The sequence below is a fragment of the Streptomyces sp. NPDC001822 genome, assembly GCF_042892135.1.
Lineage (GTDB): Bacteria > Actinomycetota > Actinomycetes > Streptomycetales > Streptomycetaceae > Streptomyces.
Map to the genome: position 1 here is coordinate 15,697 of NZ_JBIATW010000009.1, position 24,552 is coordinate 40,248.

26 protein-coding genes are annotated in these 24,552 nt (G+C 71.3%); 10 read left to right on the forward strand and 16 right to left on the reverse strand.

What is annotated here, in order from left to right:
• Positions 1-31: 31 nt before the first annotated feature.
• Complete coding sequence (gene serB / locus ACFYY2_RS21270; protein WP_388745133.1) at positions 32-1,291, forward strand: phosphoserine phosphatase SerB; 1,260 nt, start codon at positions 32-34, stop codon at positions 1,289-1,291.
• An 87-nt stretch (positions 1,292-1,378) separates the two neighbouring features.
• Here serB and ACFYY2_RS21275 read toward each other — a convergent pair whose 3' ends face one another.
• The 4 genes from ACFYY2_RS21275 to ACFYY2_RS21290 all read right to left on the reverse strand — a co-directional run bounded on the left by ACFYY2_RS21275 (position 1,379) and on the right by ACFYY2_RS21290 (position 3,736).
• Positions 1,379-1,897: a SixA phosphatase family protein gene (locus tag ACFYY2_RS21275; protein ID WP_388745135.1), complete on the reverse strand. Its 519-nt coding sequence runs from the start codon at positions 1,895-1,897 to the stop codon at positions 1,379-1,381.
• Positions 1,898-1,995: 98 nt separating this feature from the next.
• Positions 1,996-2,202 carry a hypothetical protein gene (locus tag ACFYY2_RS21280; RefSeq protein WP_388745137.1) on the reverse strand — a complete coding sequence of 69 codons (207 nt, stop codon included), beginning with the start codon at positions 2,200-2,202 and terminating at the stop codon, positions 1,996-1,998.
• 137 nt (positions 2,203-2,339) lie between these two features.
• A complete protein-coding gene (locus ACFYY2_RS21285; protein ID WP_388745139.1) occupies positions 2,340-2,456 on the reverse strand; it encodes an SGM_5486 family transporter-associated protein in 117 nt (38 codons plus the stop codon).
• A gap of 17 nt (positions 2,457-2,473) precedes the next feature.
• The gene (locus tag ACFYY2_RS21290; RefSeq protein ID WP_388745141.1) at positions 2,474-3,736 is read right to left on the reverse strand and encodes a CynX/NimT family MFS transporter; all 1,263 of its coding nucleotides are present in this window, start codon (positions 3,734-3,736) and stop codon (positions 2,474-2,476) included.
• 193 nt (positions 3,737-3,929) lie between these two features.
• Between ACFYY2_RS21290 and ACFYY2_RS21295 the strand changes: the two genes are divergently transcribed.
• Positions 3,930-4,607, forward strand: coding sequence for a FadR/GntR family transcriptional regulator (locus tag ACFYY2_RS21295; protein ID WP_388745143.1), 678 nt, complete (start codon positions 3,930-3,932; stop codon positions 4,605-4,607).
• Between the two features lie 66 nt (positions 4,608-4,673).
• On the opposite strand, the gene ACFYY2_RS21300 is transcribed toward ACFYY2_RS21295, so the two are convergent.
• From ACFYY2_RS21300 to ACFYY2_RS21315, 4 genes are all read right to left on the reverse strand, one after another.
• Positions 4,674-5,054, reverse strand: coding sequence for a hypothetical protein (locus tag ACFYY2_RS21300; RefSeq protein ID WP_388745145.1), 381 nt, complete (start codon positions 5,052-5,054; stop codon positions 4,674-4,676).
• A 198-nt stretch (positions 5,055-5,252) separates the two neighbouring features.
• Positions 5,253-6,020, reverse strand: a complete 768-nt coding sequence (gene fabI, locus ACFYY2_RS21305) for an enoyl-ACP reductase FabI (protein ID WP_388745147.1) — start codon at positions 6,018-6,020, stop codon at positions 5,253-5,255.
• Between the two features lie 5 nt (positions 6,021-6,025).
• On the reverse strand, positions 6,026-6,745 hold the full coding sequence (fabG, locus tag ACFYY2_RS21310; RefSeq protein WP_388745149.1) for a 3-oxoacyl-[acyl-carrier-protein] reductase: 720 nt from the start codon (positions 6,743-6,745) through the stop codon (positions 6,026-6,028).
• 234 nt (positions 6,746-6,979) lie between these two features.
• Positions 6,980-7,876: a helix-turn-helix transcriptional regulator gene (locus tag ACFYY2_RS21315; RefSeq protein ID WP_388745151.1), complete on the reverse strand. Its 897-nt coding sequence runs from the start codon at positions 7,874-7,876 to the stop codon at positions 6,980-6,982.
• 853 nt (positions 7,877-8,729) lie between these two features.
• Between ACFYY2_RS21315 and ACFYY2_RS21320 the strand changes: the two genes are divergently transcribed.
• The 3 genes from ACFYY2_RS21320 (at position 8,730) to tyrS (ending at position 12,991) form a co-directional block, all read left to right on the forward strand.
• Entirely contained in the window at positions 8,730-10,253 is a 1,524-nt protein-coding gene (locus tag ACFYY2_RS21320; protein ID WP_388745153.1) for a TldD/PmbA family protein, read from the forward strand.
• Positions 10,250-11,644: a metallopeptidase TldD-related protein gene (locus ACFYY2_RS21325; RefSeq protein WP_388745155.1), complete on the forward strand. Its 1,395-nt coding sequence runs from the start codon at positions 10,250-10,252 to the stop codon at positions 11,642-11,644. Before ACFYY2_RS21320 ends, ACFYY2_RS21325 begins: the two co-directional genes overlap by 4 nt.
• A 78-nt stretch (positions 11,645-11,722) precedes the next feature.
• Positions 11,723-12,991 carry a tyrosine--tRNA ligase gene (gene tyrS / locus ACFYY2_RS21330; protein WP_388745157.1) on the forward strand — a complete coding sequence of 423 codons (1,269 nt, stop codon included), beginning with the start codon at positions 11,723-11,725 and terminating at the stop codon, positions 12,989-12,991.
• Between the two features lie 70 nt (positions 12,992-13,061).
• On the opposite strand, the gene ACFYY2_RS21335 is transcribed toward tyrS, so the two are convergent.
• The gene (locus ACFYY2_RS21335) at positions 13,062-13,346 is read right to left on the reverse strand and encodes a GlsB/YeaQ/YmgE family stress response membrane protein (RefSeq protein ID WP_388745159.1); all 285 of its coding nucleotides are present in this window, start codon (positions 13,344-13,346) and stop codon (positions 13,062-13,064) included.
• Between the two features lie 210 nt (positions 13,347-13,556).
• Between ACFYY2_RS21335 and ACFYY2_RS21340 the strand changes: the two genes are divergently transcribed.
• Complete coding sequence (locus ACFYY2_RS21340) at positions 13,557-13,943, forward strand: DUF3099 domain-containing protein (protein WP_388745161.1); 387 nt, start codon at positions 13,557-13,559, stop codon at positions 13,941-13,943.
• Positions 13,944-14,163: 220 nt separating this feature from the next.
• Positions 14,164-14,412 (forward strand): hypothetical protein, encoded by a 249-nt coding sequence (locus tag ACFYY2_RS21345; protein WP_388745162.1) that lies wholly within the window; start codon positions 14,164-14,166, stop codon positions 14,410-14,412.
• Here the strand turns inward: ACFYY2_RS21345 and moaA are convergent.
• From moaA to ACFYY2_RS21360, 3 genes are all read right to left on the reverse strand, one after another.
• The gene (gene moaA / locus ACFYY2_RS21350) at positions 14,395-15,384 is read right to left on the reverse strand and encodes a GTP 3',8-cyclase MoaA (RefSeq protein WP_388745164.1); all 990 of its coding nucleotides are present in this window, start codon (positions 15,382-15,384) and stop codon (positions 14,395-14,397) included. The two genes, ACFYY2_RS21345 and moaA, sit on opposite strands and share 18 nt — an antisense overlap.
• 156 nt (positions 15,385-15,540) lie before the next feature.
• A complete protein-coding gene (locus tag ACFYY2_RS21355) occupies positions 15,541-17,178 on the reverse strand; it encodes a cation acetate symporter (RefSeq protein WP_388745166.1) in 1,638 nt (545 codons plus the stop codon).
• A complete protein-coding gene (locus tag ACFYY2_RS21360; protein WP_329036106.1) occupies positions 17,175-17,540 on the reverse strand; it encodes a DUF485 domain-containing protein in 366 nt (121 codons plus the stop codon). Before ACFYY2_RS21360 ends, ACFYY2_RS21355 begins: the two co-directional genes overlap by 4 nt.
• Before the next feature lie 320 nt (positions 17,541-17,860).
• Between ACFYY2_RS21360 and ACFYY2_RS21365 the strand changes: the two genes are divergently transcribed.
• The gene (locus ACFYY2_RS21365; protein WP_388745168.1) at positions 17,861-19,393 is read left to right on the forward strand and encodes a S8 family serine peptidase; all 1,533 of its coding nucleotides are present in this window, start codon (positions 17,861-17,863) and stop codon (positions 19,391-19,393) included.
• A 78-nt stretch (positions 19,394-19,471) separates the two neighbouring features.
• Here the strand turns inward: ACFYY2_RS21365 and ACFYY2_RS21370 are convergent, their stop codons facing one another.
• The 4 genes from ACFYY2_RS21370 to ACFYY2_RS21385 form a co-directional block, all read right to left on the reverse strand.
• Positions 19,472-20,515 (reverse strand): zinc-dependent alcohol dehydrogenase family protein, encoded by a 1,044-nt coding sequence (locus ACFYY2_RS21370; RefSeq protein ID WP_388745170.1) that lies wholly within the window; start codon positions 20,513-20,515, stop codon positions 19,472-19,474.
• Between the two features lie 21 nt (positions 20,516-20,536).
• Positions 20,537-21,217 carry a lysoplasmalogenase gene (locus tag ACFYY2_RS21375; RefSeq protein ID WP_388745172.1) on the reverse strand — a complete coding sequence of 227 codons (681 nt, stop codon included), beginning with the start codon at positions 21,215-21,217 and terminating at the stop codon, positions 20,537-20,539.
• On the reverse strand, positions 21,214-22,113 hold the full coding sequence (locus ACFYY2_RS21380; RefSeq protein WP_388745174.1) for a sterol desaturase family protein: 900 nt from the start codon (positions 22,111-22,113) through the stop codon (positions 21,214-21,216). The genes ACFYY2_RS21375 and ACFYY2_RS21380 overlap by 4 nt, the downstream gene beginning before the upstream one ends.
• Positions 22,114-22,336: 223 nt before the next feature.
• On the reverse strand, positions 22,337-23,056 hold the full coding sequence (locus ACFYY2_RS21385) for a VIT family protein (protein WP_388745176.1): 720 nt from the start codon (positions 23,054-23,056) through the stop codon (positions 22,337-22,339).
• Positions 23,057-23,197: 141 nt separating this feature from the next.
• Between ACFYY2_RS21385 and ACFYY2_RS21390 the strand changes: the two genes are divergently transcribed.
• Both ACFYY2_RS21390 and ACFYY2_RS21395 read left to right on the forward strand, forming a co-directional pair.
• A complete protein-coding gene (locus ACFYY2_RS21390) occupies positions 23,198-24,202 on the forward strand; it encodes a DEDDh family exonuclease (protein ID WP_388745178.1) in 1,005 nt (334 codons plus the stop codon).
• A gap of 63 nt (positions 24,203-24,265) precedes the next feature.
• Positions 24,266-24,499 carry a hypothetical protein gene (locus ACFYY2_RS21395; protein WP_073747930.1) on the forward strand — a complete coding sequence of 78 codons (234 nt, stop codon included), beginning with the start codon at positions 24,266-24,268 and terminating at the stop codon, positions 24,497-24,499.
• Positions 24,500-24,552: the final 53 nt, after the last annotated feature.

Below are 24,552 nucleotides of genomic sequence, written 5' to 3' on the forward strand. Positions count from 1 at the left end.
CCGCCCGGGTGCCCTATACGGTGGGAACACCATGAGCGCACCTCAGCAGCCACCTCGGTCACCCCGGTCTCCTGAGTCACCCGAGTCTCCTCCGGGCAGGGACACCCCCACGCTTCTCGTCAAGATCTTCGGGAAGGACCGCCCGGGTATCACCGCCGGGCTCTTCGACACCCTGGCGGCGTATGCCGTGGACGTCGTGGACATCGAGCAGGTCGTCACCCGTGGGCGCATCGTGCTGTGCGCGCTGGTGACCTCCCCCGCGCCCGGCGGCACCACGGAGGGCGACCTGCGGGCGACCGTGCACAGCTGGGCGGAGTCGCTGAAGCTCCAGGCCGAGATCATCTCGGGTACGGGCGACAACCGGCCTCGTGGCGACGGCCGTTCCCATGTCACGGTGCTGGGACATCCGCTCACCGCGGAGTCCACGGCGGCCATAGCGGCCATGATCACCTCCACCGGCGGCAACATCGACCGGATCTTCCGTCTGGCGAAGTACCCCGTCACCGCGGTCGAGTTCGCGGTCTCCGGCGCCGGGACCGAAGTGCTGCGGACCGCGCTGGCCACCGAGGCGGCGGGGATCGGCGTGGACATCGCCGTCGTCTCGGCCGGGCTCAGCCGCCGGGCGCAGCGCCTCGTCGTCATGGACGTGGACTCGACCCTCATCCAGGACGAGGTCATCGAGCTGTTCGCGGCCCACGCCGGCTGCGAGGCCGAGGTCGCGGCCGTGACCGAGCAGGCGATGCGCGGCGAGCTCGACTTCGAGCAGTCCCTGCACGCCCGTGTGGCGCTGCTGGCGGGACTCGACGTGTCGGTGGTGGAGAAGGTCCGTGCGGAGGTACGGCTGACGCCCGGCGCCCGCACGTTGATCCGTACGCTGAAGCGGCTCGGTTACCAGGTGGGTGTGGTCTCGGGCGGTTTCACCCAGGTCACGGACGACCTGAAGGAGCGCCTCGGCCTCGACTTCGCCTCCGCCAACACGCTGGAGGTCGTCGACGGCAGGCTGACCGGCCGGGTCGTGGGCGACATCGTCGACCGGGCGGGCAAGGCCCGGCTGCTGCGCAGCTTCGCGGCGCAGGCCGGGGTTCCGCTCGCGCAGACGGTGGCGATCGGCGACGGCGCGAACGATCTGGACATGCTGAACACGGCCGGCCTGGGCGTCGCGTTCAACGCCAAGCCCGTCGTCCGCCGGGCCGCGCACACGGCGGTGAACGTCCCGTTCCTGGACACGGTGCTCTACCTGCTCGGCATCACCCGCGAGGAGGTCGAGGCCGCCGACGGCCTCGTCGACTGACCGCGCGGGGCCCGTCCGTACGGGCCTCGGCAACACGGAGAAGGGCGCCGGCACATCGCGTGTGCCGGCGCCCTCGTGCGTGCGCGCTCAGTCGTTCGGTGTCCAGTACTCGACGAGCCTGCCCACCCCGTGCTCGAGGTCCTTCCAGGGGCCGGTGAACTCGACGACGGCGTAGGCGGCGGTCGGGAAGCCGTCCCGGGTCATACGGGCGAGCGTGTCGCCCTCGGCTCCGCCCGCGAGTGCGTCCGCGGCACCGTGCATGCCGGGATTGTGGCCGATGACCAGCAGGTTGTTCACATCGTCGGGGGTCTCGTTGAACAGGGCGATGAGTTCCCCGAGGGAGGCATCGTAGAGCCTCTCCTCGTACACGGTCCTGGGGCGCTGCGCGAACTCGTGGACCGCGAGCTTCCAGGTCTCCCGGGTCCTGGTGGCGGTCGAGCACAGTGCCAGATCGATGACGGTGCCCGAATCGGCCAGTTTGCGGCCGGCGACGGGGGCGTCCTTCCTGCCCCGTTCGGCCAGTGGCCGCTCGTGGTCGGACTCCTGCGACCATTCCGCCTTTGCGTGCCTGAGAAGGACGATCCTGCGAGGTGTATCGGCGCTCATACACCTCAGCTTCGCACGAATTGCACGTCCGGGCGCAGGGAGTTGACGTGCCGGCCCTGGACGGGTGGATGGCGTTCCGCGGGGTGTTCCGCCGCCCGTCAGAGGGCCAGGAACGCCAGGATGCGGCCGAGCAGACGCCCGAGTGCGGGGTCGCCGGCCGCCGCGTGCGCCTGGCCGGGCTCCAGGATCAGCAGGAGGAGCGCCGCGAACGCCAGGGCGGGCAGCGCGACCGCCCACCACGGCAGGGTGACCTCGATGGGCTCCTGTGCGGGGCGGTGGGTCCGGGTGTGGGTTCGGGCCGGCATGTCCGCCTCCGTGGGTCCTCGGCTGTCTCACCCAGAACCTACGGGCCGGGCGGTGGCCGTCCCATCCGGTGACCCACCCACTCGACCCTGAACCTGGCCCCCTAGGGGACAGGGGGGCTGGCCCCACCCCCCGGGGGTCAGGGCGAGGCGATCGTGGCGATCACTGCGATGACCAGGGAGATGAGCACCATCGCCCCGAACACGAGGAGGAGCTTCTTCTGACCGTTCTGGGGATTCGGATCGAGCACTGGCATGGGCACAGTCTCGCACCTCAGCATTCGTCCTCGATCGTCCGGTCCCTGCCGGCGAGCACCCCGGCCACCGTCTGCGGCACGAGGAGGCCGGCCATGAGGGCGATCGGCAGGCCCCAGCCGCCACTGTGCTGGTACAGCACGCCGACGAGCAGCGGGCCGGGGATCGACAGCAGATAGCCCGTGGACTGGGCGAAGGCGGAGAGCCTGACCACGCCGGCGCCGGTCCTGGACCGCATTCCGATCATGGTGAGGGCGAGCGGGAAGGCGCAGTTCGCGATGCCGAGGAGCAGAGCCCACAGCCAGGCGCCGCCTGCCGGGGCGAGGTAGAGGCCCGCGTAACCGAGAAGGCCGCAGCCGCTCAGGACGAGGACGATCGGTCCCTGGGTGCGCAGCCGGGTGGCGACCCGGGGGATGACGAAGGCGAGGGGGACGCCCATGGCCATGGTCACGGCCAGCAGCACGCCCGCGGTGCCCGCCGGGATCCCGGCGTCGCGGAAGATCTGGGGCATCCAGCCCATGGTGATGTAGGCGGCGGTGGCCTGGAGGCCGAAGAAGCAGGCGAGCGCCCAGGACGTCCGGCTCCGGGTGATCCGCAGCGCGGGGGGCGGCGGGGTCCCGGCGCCGGGTCCGGCGGTGTGGCCCCGGTCCTTACGGTCCCTGAGGAACGGGACCCAGGGCACGACCGCGACGGCGGCCAGCGCCGCCCAGACGGCCAGCCCGGTCTTCCAGCCGCCGCCCAGGGCGTCGGTCATGGGGACGGTGAGGGCGGCCGCGAGGGCGGTGCCGAGGGCCAGGGCCATCGAGTAGAGCCCGGTCATGGTCCCGACCCGGTCGGGGAACCAGCGCTTGACGATGACGGGCATCAGCACGTTGCTGACGGCGATGCCCATCAGGGCGAGGGCGCTGGCGGCGAGGAAGCCGGCGGTTCCTCCCACGAAGGGGCGGATCAGCAGCCCCGCGGCGATGGCCGCCATACCCGCGCAGACGACGGCGCTGGGGCCGAACCGGCGGGCGAGCCGGGGTGCGGTGAATCCGAAGACCGCGAAGCAGAGCGGCGGCACCGAGGTGAGGACACCGGCCACGCTGCCGCTCATGTGCAGCCCGTCCCTGACCTCTTCGAGGAGGGGGCCGAGGCTGGTGATGGCGGGGCGGAGATTGAGGGCGGTGAGCACGAGGCCGACGACGAGGATCCGCAGCACCCACGGGGACGGCCCGTCGGCGGACGGGGTCCGGAGGGGGGTGGCGGCCGGGCTCAGGGTCGGGGACTCGTCGTGACGCATGGGACCCATCATAGAATCATGGGATGATTGACTGTCCAGTCGGTCCCTTCCCTTCCCCGCCTGGAACAATGTGCGGGGACGACCGGGCTCTTCGCACCGATCGCGCCTCCCGGGCCGCCGGGCCCACGGCCCGGACCGGTCCGGGCCGGATCGCGGGGCCGGATCACCGCCCGCCACACGAGCAAGGAGCACCATGGCGCTGACGTCCCCCCGGCGTTCGGCACTCGCCGACCAGGTGATCGCCCAGCTGAGGAATCAGATCACCTCGGGCGAATGGCCCGTGGGGTCCCGGATTCCCACCGAGCCGGAGCTGGTCGAGCAGCTGGGCGTGGCCCGCAACACGGTGCGCGAGGCGGTGCGCGCCCTGGCGCACAACGGGCTGCTGGACATCCGCCAGGGCTCCGGGACGTACGTCGTGGCGACCAGCGAGCTGGCCGGGGTGATGCACCGGCGCTTCGCGGACGCCGACCCCATGCACGTCGCGGAACTGCGCTCCACGCTGGAGTCCTCGGCGGCCCGCCTCGCAGCCCTTCGGCGCACGGAGCGGGACATGCGGCAGCTGGACGCTCTCATGGCGCGGCGCGGGGCGACCTGGGCGGCGGGGGACGCGGAGGCCTTCGTCGCAGCCGACGCGACGCTGCACCTCGCGGTGGTCGCCGCCTCGCACAACGACGTGCTGACGGAGCTCTACGCCGACCTGAACGACGTGCTGCGCGACTGTCTCCGGGAGGACGTGGGTCCGGAGCTGCGTCCGGAGGAACTCATGGACCACTCGCGGCTGGTCGAGGCGATCCGGGCCGGTGACGCGGAGACCGCCGCCGCGGAGGCCGCCGCCCACGCGCTGGACTGCCTGCGCGAGCGGGCGCGCTGAGCGGGGTGCCGGACGCGGACCCTGCGCGTCCGGCGGTGACGGCGCGACCGAGCGCGGGTCGAGGTCCTAAGGGGTCACCGAGTGGCTGACCCAGGCCGAGCCGACCTCTTTCCAGCAGCGGTCCTCCAGCTTGACCGTCCGGCCCGGCTGCACCGCGACCGCCTCGCCGTCCGCGTCGACGTCCCACCAGCGGGCGCACTCGGTGTGGAGCCGGACGAGATCCGTGGTGGCGTGCGGGTTGTGGCAGTAGGCGGTCACCCGTGAGCCCTCGACCGCCGTACGGCATTCGGAGCCCGACGGCTCGGGGTCCGGCGTTCGCTGGGCCGAGGCACCGGCCGGCTCACCGCCGGCGCGACCGGACGCGCTGACGGCCACGGGGGCCAGGAGACCGAGGCCTACGGCAGCCGCGGCCATCAGGGCCCAGGACCTGCGACGTGTGGAGCGCACGGCGACCTCCTCCCCGCAGCCTGACCAGAAGTCCGGTTCACCACAGTCTGCGGTGGGGCGGCCATCTTTTCGACTCGAGCGCGGGACGGCCCGTGGGCCCGGCGGTCCGCGCGCTCACCCGAACGCGCGACGGCCGCGTGACGCCGCCGGGGAGGCGGGTACGCGGCCGTGGTCGGGCGTGTGCGAGGGGCGTGCGGGTCAGGCGCCCATCATGTGCACGCCGCCGTCGACGTGGATGATCTCGCCCGTCGTCTTCGGGAAGAAGTCCGAGAGGAGGGCGACGACACCGAGGCCGGCCGGCTCCGGGTCGGCCATGTTCCACTCCAGCGGGGAGCGGTGGTTCCAGACGTCCGCCAGCTCGCCGAAGCCCGGGATGGACTTGGCGGCCATGGAGCCGATCGGTCCGGCCGAGATCAGGTTGCAGCGGATGCTGTCCTTGCCCAGGTCGCGGGCGAGGTAGCGGGACGTGGCCTCCAGCGCGGCCTTGGCCGGGCCCATCCAGTCGTACTGGGGCCAGGCGAACTGCGCGTCGAAGGTGAGGCCGACGATGGAACCGCCGTCGGCCATCAGCGGCTTGCAGGCCATGGCGAGCGACTTCAGCGAGAACGCCGAGACGTGCATCGCCGTGGCCACCGACTCGAAGGGCGTGTTCAGGAAGTTGCCGCCCAGGGCGTCCTGGGGCGCGAAGCCGATGGAGTGCACGACGCCGTCCAGCGAGCCGAGCTCGTCCTTGACGAGTCCGGCGAGGCGGTCCAGGTGCTCGTCGTTGGTCACGTCGAGCTCGATGACCTTGGCGGGCTTCGGGAGCTTCTTGGCGATGCGCTCGGTCAGCGTCGGCCGGGGGAAGGCCGTCAGGATGACCTCGGCGCCCTGTTCCTGTGCCACCTTCGCCGTGTGGAAAGCGATGGACGACTCCATCAGCACACCCGTGATGAGGATGCGCTTGCCGTCGAGAATTCCGCTCATGGTGATCAGTGACCCATGCCCAATCCGCCGTCAACGGGGATGACGGCTCCAGTGATGTACGACGCGTCGTCGGACGCGAGGAAGCGCACCGCGGCCGCGATCTCGGCGGGCTGCGCGTAGCGGCCGAGCGGCACCTGGGCCACGATGCCCTTGCGCTGCTCGTCGGTGAGCACCTGGGTCATGTCGGTGTCGACGAACCCGGGCGCGACGACGTTGAACGTGATGTTCCGCGAACCGAGCTCGCGGGCCAGCGACCGGGCGAAGCCGACCAGGCCCGCCTTGGACGCCGCGTAGTTGGCCTGGCCCCCGGAGCCGAGGAGGCCCACGACGGAGGAGATCAGGACGACACGGCCCTTCTTGGCGCGCAGCATCGCGCGGTTGGCCCGCTTGACGACGCGGAAGGTGCCGGTGAGGTTGGTGTCGAGCACGGACGTGAAGTCCTCCTCCGACATCCGCATCAGCAACTGGTCCTTGGTGATACCGGCGTTGGCGACCAGCACCTCCACAGGACCGTGCTTCTCCTCGATCTCCTTGTAGGCCTGCTCCACCTGCTCGGTGTCGGTGATGTCGCACCGGACCGCGAGGACACCCGCGTCGGTGAGCTCCTGCGGCGGCTGCCCCGAGCGGTACGTGACGGCGACCTTGTCGCCGTTGTCGGCGAAGGCGCGGGCGATGGCGAGGCCGATGCCCCGGTTTCCTCCGGTGACGAGAACCGAGCGGCTCAACGGATCACCCTTTCCTTGGCGGTCTGGTACACCGAAAACCTATCGGTACGCCTGCTCAACCAGGGAATCGGCCTCTGACAGCGCCGCCGGGCCGCGACTGTGGGGTTCCCACAGTCGCCGGGGTCGCCCCCATCGCGACACGCCCGACGCGTCCGGGATCGGCAGCCGGACACCAGGAATGTCGAAACCCGACGTGCGCGGGGCGCGACTTCTTTCCGTGGAGCCTCGGGGTGTTCAGTCCAGGGCGACGGGCGTGGTGGGCTCCACGGCTCCGTTCTCCGTGACCAGCAGCAGGTCACCGACGGTCGCGTCATCCCCGAGTCCCAGTTCCGATACGGGCCGTGACCCCGGCATCTCCCGGGTGGCGATCGGCATGAGCCGAAGCTCGTCCTTCGTCCCCTGGAAGGCGAGCAGCACGCAGGTCTCGTCCTCGCGGGTCCTCGAAACCACGGCGCTCAGCCGGTCCGGCAGCACGGCGCAGACCACGGTCAGCCGCTGCCGCTGGGCCCGGGGAAACGCAGAGATCATCTGCAGCAGGCCAGGGGCGGAGAGAGTGCCTTCCAGCAGGCGCGCCACGCCCGCCCGGTCGGCTGACCGCTCGTCCTCCCGGGCGTGCACGAACCGCACGATCGGCAAGCCGTCGTCCAGCACCTGTTGCCAGCGGGGCAGCATGAAGTCGATGTGCAGGGCGTCCTCACGAGTCGCTCCGGCGTCGCCGACCCGCTCACCGAGACCGGCCAGCCAGGCGTTGACCTCGGCCCAGCGCCAGACGAGCGAGCGTCCGACCGTGCCCTCGGAGTCCGGGAACACGTCGGCGGCGCCCGCTCGCCGCTCGCCGTTCACCCATTGGAGGACGTTCTGCCGGCTGCGGCCCGTCCGCTCGGCGATGTCCGACACGCCCACCAGATCCGGGTCCAGACGCAGCAGCCGCAGCTGGGGCAGGGCGCTCCTCAGTCGTACGACCAAGCGGTGCGCGGCATCGATGGCGCTGTCGCCCGACTCGGACAGGTCCAGCAAGTGCTTGCCCCTGTGCTGAGTGAGCAGTCCGTCGAACTCGTCGAAAATGACACCGACCGCCTGGTCGTCGTCCACGCCGATGCCGTCCACAACGAAAAGGAACTCGTACTCCATCTCGCCCTCGCCCCCTTTGGCCGTGTTGTCACATGCCTGCGCGCCAGGGTTCGCCACCCTTGTGAAAGCAGGCTTACCCACGACCCCTGCGTTGTCAAACGACAACACCGGCGACGGGGGCACGGCGCGGGTCGCCCTCCGGGAGCGGGCAGAGTTTTGCGCGCCGCGCGAGATTGCGGGCCGCGCGCCCCGGGTTCTTCGGCGTGCCCGGGACCGGGATGGTGAGGCAGCCCCCTCCGGGACAGGAGCAGTAGAGGCGGCCCCAATGCCCCTCTTTACGCAGAGTCCAGCCGTCAGCCACGAGCTGCTTGAGGACCTGGCGGACCTCTTTGTCATGGTGGTCCGCCGGCGACAACTCTGACCCGACCATGCACCGTCTCCCCAACGCTCGGCGCCAGCAACACAGTTGAACGTCAACCCGGCGTGACGGAGAGACTACCCCCAGAGACCGACAACCGACGAAATCGCACGTCAATACGGCAATTGAACTGAGGTTCGATCAATTGCGGCCGGGCGGAAGCATCCAACGGGGCTGCTCGGCACGGGCGTCAGGGCGGGATTACGTGGGGCCGAAGGAGCGCCATGAGCGAGAGCGCGCGGCCTGGCCACGCTCGGGTTCCGCCGAGTGGTGGCCCCGCGGTGCGCGACGGCCGGAATCGTGAAGCCGCACCCGGTATCCGGCCGGACCCGGTCTCACCCTCGGCGGAGAGTGGTTCAGCAGGACAGGGCGCTCCCCTGCTCGGCGCATCGGGCGCAGAGGCGCGGCACCCGCGGACTCGGGAAACGTGTAGCCGCCCGGACGCCGTCCGGTGCATGGTTCACTCCGGAGTAGTCCAAGAGAAGAGGAGCCTTCGTGCCCCACGAGGTAGACCAATCGTTCCTGGCGCTGCCGTTGCGCGCCCTCGCCGACGCGGCGCTCGCCCGGGCCCGCGCGCTGGGCGCCGTCCACGCGGACTTCCGGTTCGAGCGGGTGCGGGGCGCCTCCTGGCGGCTGCGGGACGCCCGGCTCTCCGGGACGTCGGACAGCACCGACATCGGGTACGCGGTCCGGGTCGTGCACGGCGGGGCGTGGGGTTTCGCGTCCGGGGTGGACCTGACGATGGACGCGGCGGCGAAGGTGGCCTCGCAGGCCGTCGCCATGGCGAAGCTGTCGGCCAAGGTGATCGCCGCGGCGGGCTCCGACGAGCGGGTGGAGCTGGCCGACGAGCCGGTGCACGGTGAGCGGACCTGGGTGTCGGCGTACGAACGGGACCCCTTCGATGTGCCGGACACCGAGAAGGCCGGGCTGCTCGCGGAGTGGAGCTCCCGGCTGCTGGCGGCCGACGGGGTCGCGCACGTGGACGCCTCCCTGATGACGGTCCACGAGAACAAGTTCTACGCGGACACGGCCGGCACCGTCACCACCCAGCAGCGGGTGCGGGTGCATCCCCAGCTGACCGCGGTCGCCGTGGACGGCACGACGGGTGAGTTCGACTCGATGCGGACGATCGCGCCGCCGGCGGGCCGGGGCTGGGAGTACCTCACCGGCACCGGCTGGGACTGGGACTCCGAACTGGAGCGCATCCCGGGGCTGCTGGCCGAGAAGATGCGGGCACCGAGCGTCGAGGCGGGGACGTACGACCTGGTCGTCGACCCGTCCAACCTCTGGCTGACGATCCACGAGTCCATCGGTCACGCGACGGAACTGGACCGGGCGCTGGGCTACGAGGCGGCGTACGCGGGCACGTCGTTCGCGACCTTCGACCAGCTGGGCAAGCTGGCGTACGGCTCCCCCGTGATGAACGTGACCGGTGACCGCACCGCCGAGCACGGGCTCGCGACGATCGGTTACGACGACGAGGGCGTCGAGGCGCAGTCCTGGGACCTGGTGAAGGACGGGACGCTGGTCGGCTACCAGACGGACCGGCGCATCGCGAAGCTGACGGGCCTGGGCCGGTCCAACGGGTGCGCGTACGCGGATTCGCCGGAGCACGTGCCCGTGCAGCGCATGGCGAACGTGTCGCTCAAGCCGGATCCGGGCGGGCTGTCGACGGAGGACCTGATCGGCGGGGTGGAGCGCGGCATCTACGTCGTCGGCGACCGGTCCTGGTCCATCGACATGCAGCGATACAATTTTCAGTTCACCGGACAGCGGTTCTTCCGGATCGAGAACGGCAGGCTCGCGGGCCAGCTGCGGGACGTGGCCTACCAGGCGACGACGACGGACTTCTGGGGCTCGATGGAGAAGGTCGGCGGCCCGCAGACGTATGTCCTCGGGGGCGCGTTCAACTGCGGCAAGGCCCAGCCGGGTCAGGTCGCGGCCGTGTCGCACGGCTGCCCGTCCGCGCTCTTCCGAGGCGTGAACATCCTCAACACGACGCAGGAGGGCGGGCGATGAGCCGCGTCAGCAAGCCGTACGAGATCGTCGAGCGCGCGCTGGAGCTGTCCACCGCCGACGGCTGCGTGGTCATCGCGGACGAGAGCTCCTCCGCGAATCTGCGCTGGGCCGGCAACGCGCTCACCACGAACGGGGTGACGCGGGGCCGGAGCCTCACCGTGATCGCGACCGTCGACGGGGCCGAGGGGACGGCGTCCGGTGTGGTGTCGCGCTCCGCCGTCACCGCCGGCGACCTGGAGCCGCTCGTGCGGGCCGCCGAGGCCGCCGCCCGCGGCGCGGGGCCCGCGGAGGACGCCCGGCAGCTGGTCTCCGGCGTCCCGGCGTCCGCGGACTTCACCGAGGCGCCGGCCGAGACCGGCTCCGACGTCTTCGCCGGCTTCGCCCCGGCCCTCGGCGACGCCTTCGCCCGTGCCCGCGCGGGCGGCCGTGAGCTGTACGGCTTCGCCCACCACCAGCAGACGTCCACCTATCTCGGCACGTCGACGGGCCTCCGGCTGCGCCACGACCAGCCGAACGGGACCCTGGAGCTCAACGCCAAGTCACCGGACCGCACGCGGTCCGCCTGGGCGGGCAGGGCCACCCGCGACTTCAAGGACGTCGACCCGGCGGCCCTGGACGCGGAGCTCGCCAAGCGCCTCGGCTGGGCCGAGCGACGTATCGAGCTGCCCGCGGGGCGTTACGAGACGCTGCTGCCGCCGACCGCGGTGGCCGACCTGCTGATCTACCAGTACTGGTCGGCGGGGGCCCGGGACGCCGTGGAGGGCCGGACGGTCTTCTCCCGGCCGGGCGGCGGCACACGGCTCGGCGAGCGGCTGTCCGAGCTGCCGCTGACGCTGCGCAGCGATCCGCACGCGCCGGGTCTGGAGTCCGCGCCGTTCGTGATCGCGCACGCGTCGGGGGACGACTCCTCGGTCTTCGACAACGGGCTGCCGCTGGAACCGACCGACTGGATCAGGGACGGCAGGCTGGAGCGGCTGGCCACGACCCGTCACTCCGCGGATCTCACCGGCCTGCCGGCCGCCCCCGCCGTCGACAACCTCGTCCTGGACGGTGGCGGCGAGCGGTCGCTGGAGGAGATGGTGGCCGCGACGACCGGCCGGGCCCTGCTGCTGACCTGCCTCTGGTACATCCGGGAGGTGGATCCGGCGACGCTGCTGCTGACCGGCCTGACCCGTGACGGGGTCTATCTCGTCGAGGACGGAGAGGTCGTCGGCGAGGTGAACAACTTCCGGTTCAACGAGTCCCCCGTGGGGCTGCTGTCCCGGGCGTCGGAGGCGGGCCGTACGGAGAGGACGCTGCCGCGTGAGTGGGGCGACTACTTCACCCGGGCGGCGATGCCCGCGCTGCGCATCCCCGATTTCCACATGAGCTCGGTGAGCCGGGGCGTCTGATGTCCTGAGGGCTGTCCCGGGACAGCCCTTAGACTGAACCGCGCATTACCGCCGAACCCCCCGAGGAGAGAATCGACCGTGACGGACATCGTCGACGAGCTGAAGTGGCGCGGGCTGTTCGCCCAGTCCACCGACGAGGACGCATTGCGCAAGGCTCTCGCGGACGGCCCGGTCACGTTCTATTGCGGGTTCGACCCGACCGCCGCGAGTCTTCACGTCGGCCACCTGGTGCAGGTGCTCACCATGCGCCGGCTCCAGCAGGCCGGCCTGAGGCCGCTCGCCCTGGTCGGCGGGGCGACGGGTCAGATCGGTGACCCCCGCCCGACCGCCGAGCGCACGCTGAACGACCCGGAGACCATCGCCGCGTGGGTCCAGCGGCTGCGCGGGCAGATCGAGCCCTTCCTCACCTTCGACGGCCCGAACGCCGCCACGATGGTGAACAACCTGGACTGGACGGCGGGCCTCTCCGCGATCGAGTTCCTGCGGGACATCGGCAAGCACTTCCGGGTCAACAAGATGCTCACCAAGGACTCGGTGGCCCGCCGGCTGGAGTCCCAGGAGGGCATCAGCTACACGGAGTTCAGCTACCAGCTGCTCCAGGGCATGGACTACCTGGAGCTGTACCGGCGCTACGGCTGCACCCTCCAGCAGGGCGGCAGCGACCAGTGGGGCAACCTCACGGCGGGCATCGACCTGATCCACCGCCTGGAGCCGGGTGCCGCCGTGCACGCGCTGGCGACGCCGCTGATGGTGAAGGCCGACGGCACCAAGTTCGGCAAGTCCGAGAGCGGGGCCGTCTGGCTCGACCCGGAGATGACGACGCCGTACGCGTTCTACCAGTTCTGGCTGAACGTGGACGACCGGGACATCTCGACCTACATGCGCATCCTCAGCTTCAAGAGCCGCGAGGAGCTGGAGGAGCTGGAGCAGCTCACCGAGGAGCGTCCGCAGGCGCGCTCGGCGCAGCGGGCGCTGGCCGAGGAGCTGACGACGCTGGTGCACGGCGGCGCCCAGTGCGCGGCGGTCATCGCCGCGTCGAAGGCGCTGTTCGGCCAGGGTGAGCTGGGTGAGCTGGACGAGGCCACGCTGAGCGCCGCGCTGTCCGAGGTCCCGCACGCCAGGGTCGGCGAGCTCGGCCCGGTGGTGGACCTGCTGGTCGAAGTCGGGCTGTCCGCCAGCAAGTCGGCCGCCCGCCGCACCGTCAAGGAGGGCGGGGCCTACGTGAACAACGCGAAGGTCACGGACGGCGAGAGCGCCCCGGCGGTCTCGGAGCTGCTGCACGGCCGGTGGCTGGTGCTGCGCCGGGGCAAGAAGAATCTGGCGGCCGTCGAGGTCACGACCGGCTGAGGCCGCCCGCGCACACGACTGCGGCCGGCCACGCGTGACGCGTGGCCGGCCGCAGTCGTGTCCGGTCGGGTCAGGTGCTCTGCTTCTTGCCGCGGTCGCCCTTGACGGACTGCCAGATCATGTCCCCCACCCCCACGACGGCCACGGCACCGATCAGCTGAAGCACGTGCCGCGTCCAGTCGATGCCCTTGGTGTCGTTGACGCCGATCCAGGTGGCGACGGCGTTGCCGAGAATGCTGCCGAGGATGCCGAACACGACCGTCAGCCAGAGCGGGATGTCCTGTTTGCCGGGCAGGATCGCCCGAGCGATCACACCGAGCACCAGACCTACGATGATCGCCCACAGCCAGCCCATGTCGCCTCCTCGCGCGGCGCGGTGTGCGCACGCCCACCAGTCTCGGCTCGGCGGACGTACGCCGCATGCCGGACACGGCCGTACGTGGACCGGGGGTCCGGACCCGCACACGCCGGGCGCGCCCCGGTCTCGAAGCGCGTGCGGGGCGGGCGTACCGTGGGACCGGTCGCCCGGGTAGGTCCGGCACGGAGATCTGGTGGTGGAATCACGATGCGGAAGCAGAGCGGCGCGGAGGTCTTCCGTATCACGGGTGCCCGGCAGGGACTGGCCGAGGACGTGCGCGGCAGGCAGCGGCGTTACATCATCTCGATGTCCGTCCGCACCGTGTCCGTGGTGCTGGCCGCGACTCTGTGGAACGTGGAGAGGCATGTGGCCGTGGTGGCGCTCGCCCTGGGCGTTCTGCTCCCTTATGTCGCGGTCGTCATCGCCAACGCGGGCCGGGAGAACGCGCCTTCGCTCCCCACGACGTTCGTGCCCGCACCGATGCGGCCCGCGATCGGCGACTCCCGTACGGCGGGTCACGCGGAGCACTTCACGGGACCGGCCGCGGAGCCGGGACCGGCCTCACGCGCCGGGGACGCACGCACGGCGGACTGAGCGGGAACGGCGCGGAAAGCTCAAGAAGAGCTCAGATCAATCATGACGATCCGGTGCAACCGATCATGGTCGCCGTGCCATACTTCGGGTGCGCTCCGCATCCCCCGTCGGAGCGACGGACCGACGCCGGGCAGCTCCCCCCGTGGCTGCTCGGCGTCGCCCTTTCTCCGGCGGGGATGCGCCGAGAAGAGGCCGGAGTGCAGCCCTTAGGGTTGAGGTCGTGAAGCTCCCCGACACTCCCGCCGACAGCGCCACCGGCGCCCCCGTCTGCTCCGCCAAGGGTTGCCGCGCCGACGCCGTGTGGGTGCTGGCCTGGAACAACCCGAAGCTGCATACCCCCGAGCGCCGCAAGACCTGGCTCGCCTGCGACGAACACCGGGAGCACCTGTCCTCGTTCCTCGGGGTGCGCGGCTTCCTCAAGGACGTCGTGACGCTGCGGGAGTGGGAGTCCTCAGCCGCCGATGGCTGACATCGGGCGGTCGGGCTGCAGGAACGCGGGGTCGTCGAGGCCGGAACCCGCCTTCTTGCCCCACATCGCGAGCCGCCAGATCCGGGCGATCTCCTCGTCCGGGGCGTCGGAGCGCAGCGCGGCGCGCAGGTCCGTCTCCTCGCGGGCGAAGAGGCAGGTGCGGACCTGCCCGTCGGCGGTGAGCCGCGTCCGGTCGCAGGCACCGCAGAACGGTCTGGTCACGGAGGCGATCACGCCGACGCGATGGGGACCGCCGTCGACGGTCCAGCGCTCGGCGGGGGCGGATCCGCGCTCGTCGTCGCCCTCGGCGGTGAGCGAGAAGCGCGTGCGCAGCGAGGCGAGGATGTCGCCCGCCGTGATCATCCCGTCGCGCTTCCAGCCGTGCTGGGCGTCCAGCGGCATCTGCTCGATGAAGCGGAGTTCGTAGGCGTTCTCCACGGCCCAGGCGAGCAGCTCGGGGGCCTCGTCCTCGTTGAGCCCCGGCATGAGGACGGAGTTGACCTTGACCGGGGTGAGGCCCGCTTCCCGGGCGGCCCGGAGTCCGTCGAGCACGTCCTGGTGGCGGTCGCGGCGGGTCAGCGTCTTGAAGACCTCGGGCCGCAGGGTGTCCAGGGACACGTTGACCCGGTCCAGGCCCGCCGCCTTCAGTGCGGAGGCGGTGCGCTTCAGCCCGATGCCGTTGGTCGTGAGCGACATCTTGGGGCGGGGCTCCAGCGCGGCGCACTGCTCGACGATGGAGACGAGTCCGGGGCGCAGCAGCGGCTCGCCGCCGGTGAACCGGACCTCGGTGATCCCGAGGGCGGTGACGGCGATACGGACGAGCCGGACGATCTCGTCGTCGCTGAGCAGCTCCGTCTTGCCCAGCCACTGCAGGCCTTCCTCGGGCATGCAGTAGGTGCAGCGCAGATTGCACTTGTCGGTCAGTGACACACGCAGGTCGGTGGCGACCCTGCCGTAGGTGTCGACGAGCACTGTGGGCCCCCTCCCGCTGGTGTCCGCGGTTGCGGCTCTGACTCTTCCGAGGGTACGCGAGACCGGTGACATCCATGGTGCTCGGTTGACACGAGGTGTGACGGGGCCCCGTCGTAGGACTCTACGACGGGGCCCCGGGGCGGTGCGCCGGACGGGTCAGTGGGCTCCCGTGCCGGTGAGGGACTTGACCTCGAGTTCCGCGTACTTGCCCTCGTCCGGTTCCTCCTTGGAGAGGACGGAGCCCACCCAGCCGAGCAGGAAGCCCAGCGGGATGGAGATGAGGCCCGGGTTCTCCAGCGGGAACCAGGCGAAGTCGGCGTCCGGGAACATCGAGGTGACCTTGCCGGAGACGACCGGCGAGAAGAGCACCAGCAGGACGGACGAGGCGAGGCCGCCGTAGATCGACCAGAGGGCGCCCTGGGTCGTGAAGCGCTTCCAGAAGAGGCTGTAGAGGATGGTCGGCAGATTGGCCGAGGCGGCGACGGCGAAGGCCAGCGCGACGAGTCCCGCGACGTTCAGGTCGCGGGCGAGCGCGCCCAGGGCGATGGAGACGACGCCGATCGCGACGGTCGCCCACTTGGCGGCGCGCATCTCCTCCTTCTCGGTCGCGGTCCCCTTGCGGATGACGTTGGCGTAGATGTCGTGGGCGAACGACGACGAGGAGGCCAGGGTGAGGCCGGCGACGACGGCGAGGATGGTGGCGAAGGCGACGGCGGAGATGACCGCCAGCAGGATCGCGCCCCATGTGGTGCCGACCCCGCCGAGGTACTCGGCCAGCTGGGGTGCGGCGGCGTTGCCCGCCGGGTTCTTCGCCTTGATCTCGTCCGGCCCGATCAGGGCGGCCGCGCCGAAGCCGAGGGCGATGGTCATCAGGTAGAAGGAGCCGATGATCCCGATGGCCCAGTTCACGGACTTGCGGGCGGCCTTGGCGGTCGGCACGGTGTAGAAGCGGATGAGGATGTGCGGCAGGCCCGCGGTGCCGAGGACCAGCGCGAGGCCCAGCGAGATGAAGTCCAGCTTCGAGACGTCGGTGCTGCCGTACTTGAGTCCCGGCTCCAGGAACGCGGCCCCGTGGCCGCTCTTCTCCGCCGCGGTGCCGAGCAGGTCGGACACGTTGAAGTCGAACTTCCACAGCACCAGGAAGGTCATGAGCAGCGCGCCCGCGATGAGCAGCACGGCCTTGACCATCTGGACCCAGGTGGTCCCCTTCATGCCGCCGATGGTGACGTAGAGGATCATCAGCACGCCGACCAGCGCGACGATGAGGACCTTGCCCGCGTCGCTGGTGATGCCGAGCAGCAGGGACACCAGGACGCCCGCGCCGGCCATCTGGGCGAGCAGGTAGAAGATCGAGACGACGATGGTGGAGGTGCCCGCGGCGGTGCGCACCGGCCGCTGGCGCATGCGGTAGGCGAGGACGTCGCCCATGGTGTAGCGGCCGGAGTTCCGCAGCGGCTCGGCGACGAGCAGCAGCGCGACGAGCCAGGCCACGAGGAAGCCGATGGAGTAGAGGAAGCCGTCGTATCCGAAGAGCGCGATGGCTCCGGCGATGCCGAGGAAGCTCGCGGCCGACATGTAGTCGCCGGAGACCGCGAGACCGTTCTGGAAGGCGGTGAACTGGCGCCCGCCCGCGTAGAAGTCGGACGCGCTCTTGGTCTGCCGGCCGGCCCAGACGGTGATGCCCAGGGTCGCGGCGACGAAGACCGCGAAGAGGGTGATGATCAGCGGCCGGTGCTCGGCGGTCGACGAGGCGGCGAGCTGGATCACGGCGTGCGAGTCGTACGCGGCGCTCATGCGTCGGCCTCCATACGGGACTTGATGGCCGCCGCCTGCGGGTCGAGCTTGTTCGTGGCGTGGCGCGAGTAGAACCAGGCGATCAGGAACGTGGTGGCGAACTGGGCGAGGCCGAAGACGAAGGCCACGTTGAAGTTGGCGAAGACGATGGTGCCCATGAAGTCGCCGGCGTAACTGGACAGCAGCACGTACAGCAGGTACCAGGCGATGAAGCCGACGGTGAGCGGGAAGGCGAAGGAGCGGTGGGAGCGGCGCAGGGCGGCGAACTCCGCGCTGTTCTGCGCCTCGAGGAATGCCTCGGTGGTGGGCTGGACGGGGCCGTCGTCCTTACGGCCCTGGGGCGGCGGTGCTTCGGTGGCCACGGATTCTCCTCGCGACGCGGATGCGGTGGTCGGGGCGTTGGATTTCACGGGGAGTCCTCTGTGTGTGGGGGATGGTGCACGACTCCCTGTGCAACGGCACGGGGGCCGCGGCGAAGCGGTTCACCGGAGGTTCGGCCTGTTTCCGGACGTCCGCCCTCCGGCACGGAAAGCCTGTAAACCTGACTCCCATAGGTCACACCTCGAACTCACTTGCCCGTATTCGTTGATGCGCCGGGAAGATCAGCGATAGCTTCCTTGGTCATGTACCGGACCGGACACACCTGTGTCCGGTCCACTGGCACGGATGATGTGGAGAACCCATGGCTCATCTGGCATCCAGACGGACACGCGTCCTCACGCTGCCCGTCGGACTCGCGCTCACGGCCTCGCTCGGCTTCCTCCCGACGGGGACCGCGGCCGCGGCACCCGCGGACGAGCCGGCGGCGGCGGTTCCGGCGGACGGCCCCCAGCTGTCGTACGTCGTGAACACACGAGGGGGACACGGCACCGTCAAGCAGGTACGCAAGGCGATATCCAAGGCCGGCGGGACGGTCGTGACGTCCTACGACCGCATAGGCGTCATCGTCGTCCACTCGAAGAACCCGGACTTCGGCGCGACGATCCGCAAGGCCAGGGGCGTCCAGTCCGCGGGCGCCACACGCACCAGCCCGATCGTCCCGCAGGCGACGAAGGACATCGGGGTCCAGCAGCCCCTCGCCGCCGCGCAGGCGCGCACCGCAGCCGGGAAGGCGACCGCCGGCCAGGACCCGCTCGAACCGCTGCAGTGGGACCTGCCCGCCATCAAGGCGGACAAGGCACACCAGAAGTCGCTCGGCAGCAGCAAGGTCACGGTCGCCGTCATCGACACGGGTGTGGACGACACGCACCCCGACCTGGCCCCGAACTTCGACCGCAAGGCCTCGGTGAACTGCGTGTCCGGCGCCCCGGACACCACGGACGGCGCCTGGCGGCCCGCGGCCGGCGAGAGCCCCCACGGCACGCACGTCGCGGGCACCATAGCCGCGGCGAAGAACGGCGTGGGCGTCACCGGCGTGGCCCCCGGCGTGAAGGTGGCCGGCATCAAGGTGTCGACCCCGGCGGGCTACTTCTACACCGAGGCCGTCGTCTGCGGCTTCGTGTGGGCGGCCGAGCACGGCGTGGACGTCACGAACAACAGCTATTACACGGACCCGTGGCTGTTCAACTGCAAGAACGACCCGGACCAGGGCGCCCTGGTCGAGGCGGTCACTCGCGCGACCCGTTACGCGGAGGGCAGGGGCGTCGTCAACGTCGCCGCGGCCGGCAACTCCGACCACGACCTGGCCCTCGACGCCATCGAGGACACCACGAGCCCCAACGACGGCACGACGGTCACCCGCACGGTCGACCCGAGCGAGTGCCCGGACATCCCGACCATGCTCCCGGGCGTCGTGACGGTCGCCGCGACCGGTGCGAAGGGCCTCAAGTCCTCGTACTCGAACTACGGTCTCGGGGTCATCGACGTCGCGGCCCCCGGCGGCGACTCGACCGTCTACCAGACCCCGGCGCCGCCGGCGACCAGCGGCCTGATCCTCTCGACGCTGCCCGGCGGCGGATTCGGCTACATGGCCGGGACGTCCATGGCCTCCCCGCACGTGGCGGGCGTCGCGGCGCTCGTCAAGTCGACGCACCCGCACGCCTCGGCGGGCGTGGTGAAGGCGCTGCTGACGCACCAGGCCGACGAGACCGCCTGTGGCGCGCCGTACGACATCAACGGTGACGGCACCGTCGACGCCGTCTGCGAGGGCGGCAAGCACTACAACGGCTTCTACGGAGCCGGTGTCGTGGACGCGCTGGACGCGGTCCGCAGGTAGCACGCCCGCACGGCACGGGGCAGGGGTGGGGGACCGCGGTCCCCCACCCCTGCCGTGTCCATGGCCCGGTGTGCCGCGCTACGGCTTGATGAGGACCTTGAGCGCCGTGCGCTCGTCCATGGCCTTGTAGCCGCCCGGCACCCCGTCCAGCCCGACGGACAGGTCGAAGACGGGCGAGGGGTCGATCGTGCCGTCGAGCACGTCGGGGAGCAGTTCCGGGATGTACGTGCGCACGGGGGCGACGCCGCCGCGCAGGGCGATGTTCCGGTCGAACATGACGTCGAGGTCGACACCGGTGCCGCTGCCGTGCGGGACTCCGACGTAGCCGATGGAGCCGCCGTCACGGATGATGCCGATGGCCGTGCGCATGGACTGCTCGGTCCCGACGGCCTCGATCACTCCGTGGGCGCCCTCGCCCAGGGTCAGTTCCCGTACGGCCGCGAGGGCCGCCTCGCCGCGCTCGGCGACGACGTCCGTGGCACCGAAAGCGCGGGCGATGTCGGTGCGGGCGCTGTGGCGGCCGAGAGCGATGATCCGCTCCGCGCCGAGCCGCTTGGCGGCCATGACGCCGCACAGGCCCACCGCGCCGTCGCCGACGACCGCGACGGTGCTGCCGGGACCCACGCCCGCGCCGAGGGCGGCGTGGTGTCCGGTGCCGAGGACGTCGGAGAGCGCGAGGAGCGCGGTGAGCAGCCGGTCGTCGGACGCGGCGGCGGCCGGGAGCCGCACGAGGGTGCCGTCGGCGAACGGGACGCGGACGGCCTCGCCCTGACCGCCGTCCGAGCCCGCCGATCCCCAGAACCCGCCCTGCCGGCAGGAGGTCGTCAGTCCTTCGGCGCAGTAGGTGCAGGTGCCGTCGGACCAGACGAACGGCGCCACGACGAGGTCGCCGACGGCGAAGCCCTCGACGCCGGAGCCGGCCTCCTCGACGACGCCGAGGAACTCGTGGCCGATGCGCTGGCCGGGCTGCCGGGCGGACACTCCGCGGTAGGCCCAGAGGTCACTGCCGCAGATACAGGCGCGCAGGACCCGGAGCACCACATCCGTGGGCTGCTGGATCGTGGGGTCGGGCACGTCCTCGACGCGTATGTCGTGGGCGGCATGGATCACGGTGGCGCGCATGCGTCGAAGTCCTCGCTCGTCTCAGATTCTGATACCCCTCTCACGGTACGCCCCGGGGGCGGCGCCGGTGGAATCCTCGTCCGGACCGAGCGCTCCCCGGGTGAGCAGGTACTGCGCCGCGATGTAGGTCAGCATGATCACGAAGTTGTGCGCGGGCAGCTGCGGCAGGTCCGCGAGGCCGGTGGCGATCAGCGCGTCGGAGATCAGGAAGAGGGCCCCGCCGGCCGCCGCGTGCCGCCCGAGGACACCGGCCCGCCAGGCCATGGCCGTGAGCAGCACGCTGTAGCCGGTGAGCGGGATCCGCAGCCCGGCCGGGAGTCCGGGCCACAGGACCACGACGAACGCCACGAGGACGACGGCGTACACGAGGCCGGTGACCGGGCGCAGGGGGGCGCGTCCGAAGAGCACGAGGTAGCAGACGTGGCCCACGGCGAAGAAGCCCATCCCGGCGAGGAACGCGGCGTCCGCGTCGAGCATGAGCAGCACGTCGCCCGCCCAGCCGCACAGCAGAGCGGCGATCAGCAGGCGGGGTCCGCCGCGGGCGGCGGCGTAGGCGGCGAGCAGGAGGACCAGCAGCGGTTTGGTGGCCACGTGGGCGGCCTGGACCCCGGCGAGGAGACCCGCGAGGTGGACCGCCGCCGCGGCCGCGAAGGCCGTGAGCAGCGGGCGTACGAGCCGGGGCGCACCGGCGCCGCGGGTCATCCGGTGTGCTCGGTGGCTGCGCGGGGCTGCACCTGAGCGGGGGCGGTCACGCCGGAGGCGGCCGCCGGGGGCTGCCAGCCCGGTCCGCGGAAGACCCGGCCGGCCCGTTCGCTCCAGGTGTCCGCCGCGCGCACGTCGCGGGCGATGGCGGCGTACTCGTGGGTGGCGACGCGGAACGGGTTGTGCGTGGCGATGTTCTTGGTCAGGCCGAAGACGGGCCGCTCGGTCTCCGCGGCGAAGGAGCCGAAGAGGCGGTCCCAGACGATGAGGATCCCGCCGAAGTTGCGGTCGAGGTAGCCGCCCTGCGAGGCGTGGTGCACCCGGTGGTGGGAGGGGGTGTTGAGCGCGTACTCGAAGGGCCGGGGCAGCTTGTCGATCCGCTCGGTGTGCACCCAGAACTGGTAGACGAGGTTCGCCGAGGAGCAGAAGGCGAGCGCGGCCGGGTGGACGCCGAGGGCGATGAGCGGGAGGTAGAACGGCCAGGACGTGAGCGAGGTCCACGGCTGGCGAAGGGCGGTGCTGAGGTTGAACTTCCGGCTGGAGTGGTGGACCACGTGGCAGGCCCAGAGGAGCCGGATGACGTGGTGGCCCCGGTGGGACCAGTAGTAGAAGAAGTCCTGGGCGAGGAGCATCAGCAGGACCGTCCACCACAGCACGGGGACGCGCAGCGGCGTCAGTTCGTACAGGGCCGCGTAGATCGCGACGACGGGTATCTTCCACAGCAGGTCGAAGACCAGACTGCCCAGCCCCATGGTGATGCTGGTGGCGGCGTCCTTGGCGTCGTACCCGGCGGCGTCGTCGTCCGGGTGCAGCCGGTAGGACACCATCTCGAGGACGGTGAGCAGGACGAAGGCCGGGATGGACCACAGCACGACATCGGGCAGGTTCGGCTCCATGCGAGCACCGTAGGGCCGCGGGCCGACGGGCGATAGATGTTGTTACCGACAAGTATGCGAGACGTGACGTCATCAGCGTTTGGCGGGTTCCGCCAACGGGCCCGTCGCGGGATTTCCGGCCGGCGCGTTCACGTGGAGGAAGAACTCCCGTCCCCCCGGGCGTGGTTGCGCCGATCCGCTCGGCGGACGGCCCGCGCCAGGCTCCGCACCCTGGGGCGTGTGTCTACACCCCCGCCGCCCCGAGCAGCGCACCCGCCCCGTACGTCACCGCCATGGCCACCGCTCCGCCGGCCATGTTGCGCAGCACCGCGCGCCCGGCGGCCGCCTCCCCCAGCCGGGCACTCCACCAGCCGGTGAGGGCCAGCGCGGCGAGCACGGACAGCACGGTGACGGGGAGCCGCGCCGAGGCGGGTGGCAGCACGATCGCCAGCAGGGGAAGCATCGCTCCCACCGTGAAGGCGAGGAAGCTCGCTCCCGCCGCGTGCCAGGGATTCGTCAGCTCGTCCGGGTCGATGCCGAGCTCGACCTCGGCGTGGGCGCGCAGCGCGTCGCGCCGCGTGAGCTGGACGGCGGCCTCTCGGGCGAGCCGTGCGCTCAGCCCCTTCTCCTCCAGCAGTCCGGTCAGTTCGGCGAGCTCGGCCTCCGGGGTCTCCTCCAGCTCCCGTCTCTCGGTCTCCAGCGCCGCCTTCTCCGAGTCGCGCTGGGTGGACACCGACACGTATTCGCCCGCGGCCATCGACATGGAGCCCGCGAGCAGCCCGGCGAGTCCGGCCGTCAGGAGCGCGGTCCGGTTCCCGGTCGCGCCGGCGACCCCGACGACGAGGCCGGCGGTCGAGACCACACCGTCGTTGGCACCCAGCACCGCGGCCCGCAGCCAGTTGAGCCGGGTGCCGAGCCCGCCCCCGTGGGGTTCGTCGTGCGTCTGCGCCTGCGTGTCCGTCATCCCGGGAGCGTCTCACCGCAGGCGCCGCGGCCGCATCCGGAACGGCGTTTCCGGGGGCGCGGCCAACTGCTCGGCATCGCCTCCGGGTTCACGGCGGGCACCGCCCGGATAGGTCACTGTCGGCCCCGGCCCGTATTCTCTGTGACCATGCTCGACGACCGTCAGACCGCAGCGCCGTGGCCGGCCGCGTATCCCCAGGGGTACGCGGTCGTCGACGTGGAGACCACCGGACTCGCCCGCGACGACCGGATAGTGTCCGCTGCCGTGTACCGCCTCGACGCCCGCGGCGAGGTCGAGGACCACTGGTACACGCTGGTGAACCCCGAGCGGGACCCCGGTCCCGTCTGGATCCACGGGCTGACCAGCGACGTCCTGGAAGGGGCGCCGCTCTTCCCCGAGGTGGCCGGCGAGCTGTCCGAGCGGCTCGCGGGCCGTGTACTCGTCGCCCACAACGCCGCGTTCGACTGGTCGATGATCGCCCGCGAGTACGCCCGCGCCGCGGTGACCGCGCCCGTCGAGCAGCGCCTGTGCACCATCGCGCTCTCCAAGGAACTGCGGCTCCCCCTGCCCAACCACAAGCTGGAGTCGCTGGCCGCGCACTTCGGCGTGGTGCAGCAGCGCGCGCACCACGCCCTGGACGACGCCCGGGTGCTGGCGGAGGCCTTCCGGCCGAGTCTGCTGGCCGCGGCCAGGGACGGGGTGCGGCTGCCCCTGCTGGAGTGCCGGCCGCTGACCGAGTGGTACGACTCGCCGGTCGCCCCGCGCGCCGGCTACCGGCCGTCTCCGGCGCAGAGCTGGCGCCCCTCGCGCAAGCGTCCCGCGTGCCCGTATCCCAACCCGGGGCGCTACGAGTCGGACAAACCGCTCATGCAGGGCATGCGTGTGGCGTTCTCCGGCGACACCTCCGTCGACCGGGAGCTCCTGGAGGACCGCGCGGTGGAGGCGGGCCTGCACGTGGCGACCAGTGTGTCGCGGCTGACGAGTCTGCTCGTCACCAACGACCCGGACTCGGCGACGTCCAAGACGGTGAAGGCCAAGTCCTTCGGCACACCCGTCCTGGAGGAGAGCGCCTTCACCCACCTGCTGAGGGATGTGGCCCCCGCCGCGACGGTCGCCGTGCCGAAGCCGTCACCGTCATCGGAGTGAACCGGGGGCGACTCGCCCCGCATCGGCTCGCCCGCCGCCCCGGGGCGTCCCACCCTGTGGCGCATGGCACGTTGTGAGGTCTGCGGAAACGACTACGGGATGTCCTTCGAGGTGCACGCGCAGGGCGCGGTGCACGTCTTCGACTGCTTCTCCTGCGCCATCCACCGCATGGCGCCCATCTGCGAGCACTGCCGGGTCCAGGTCATCGGCCAGGGCGTCGAGGTCGACGGCCACTGGTACTGCGGCGGCCACTGCGCCCGGGCCGAGGGAAGGGCGGGCATCGTGGACAAAGTATGACGGGCCGCCCCGTCCGCACGGGGACCCCTCCGTGCCGCACCCCATGGCCCCGG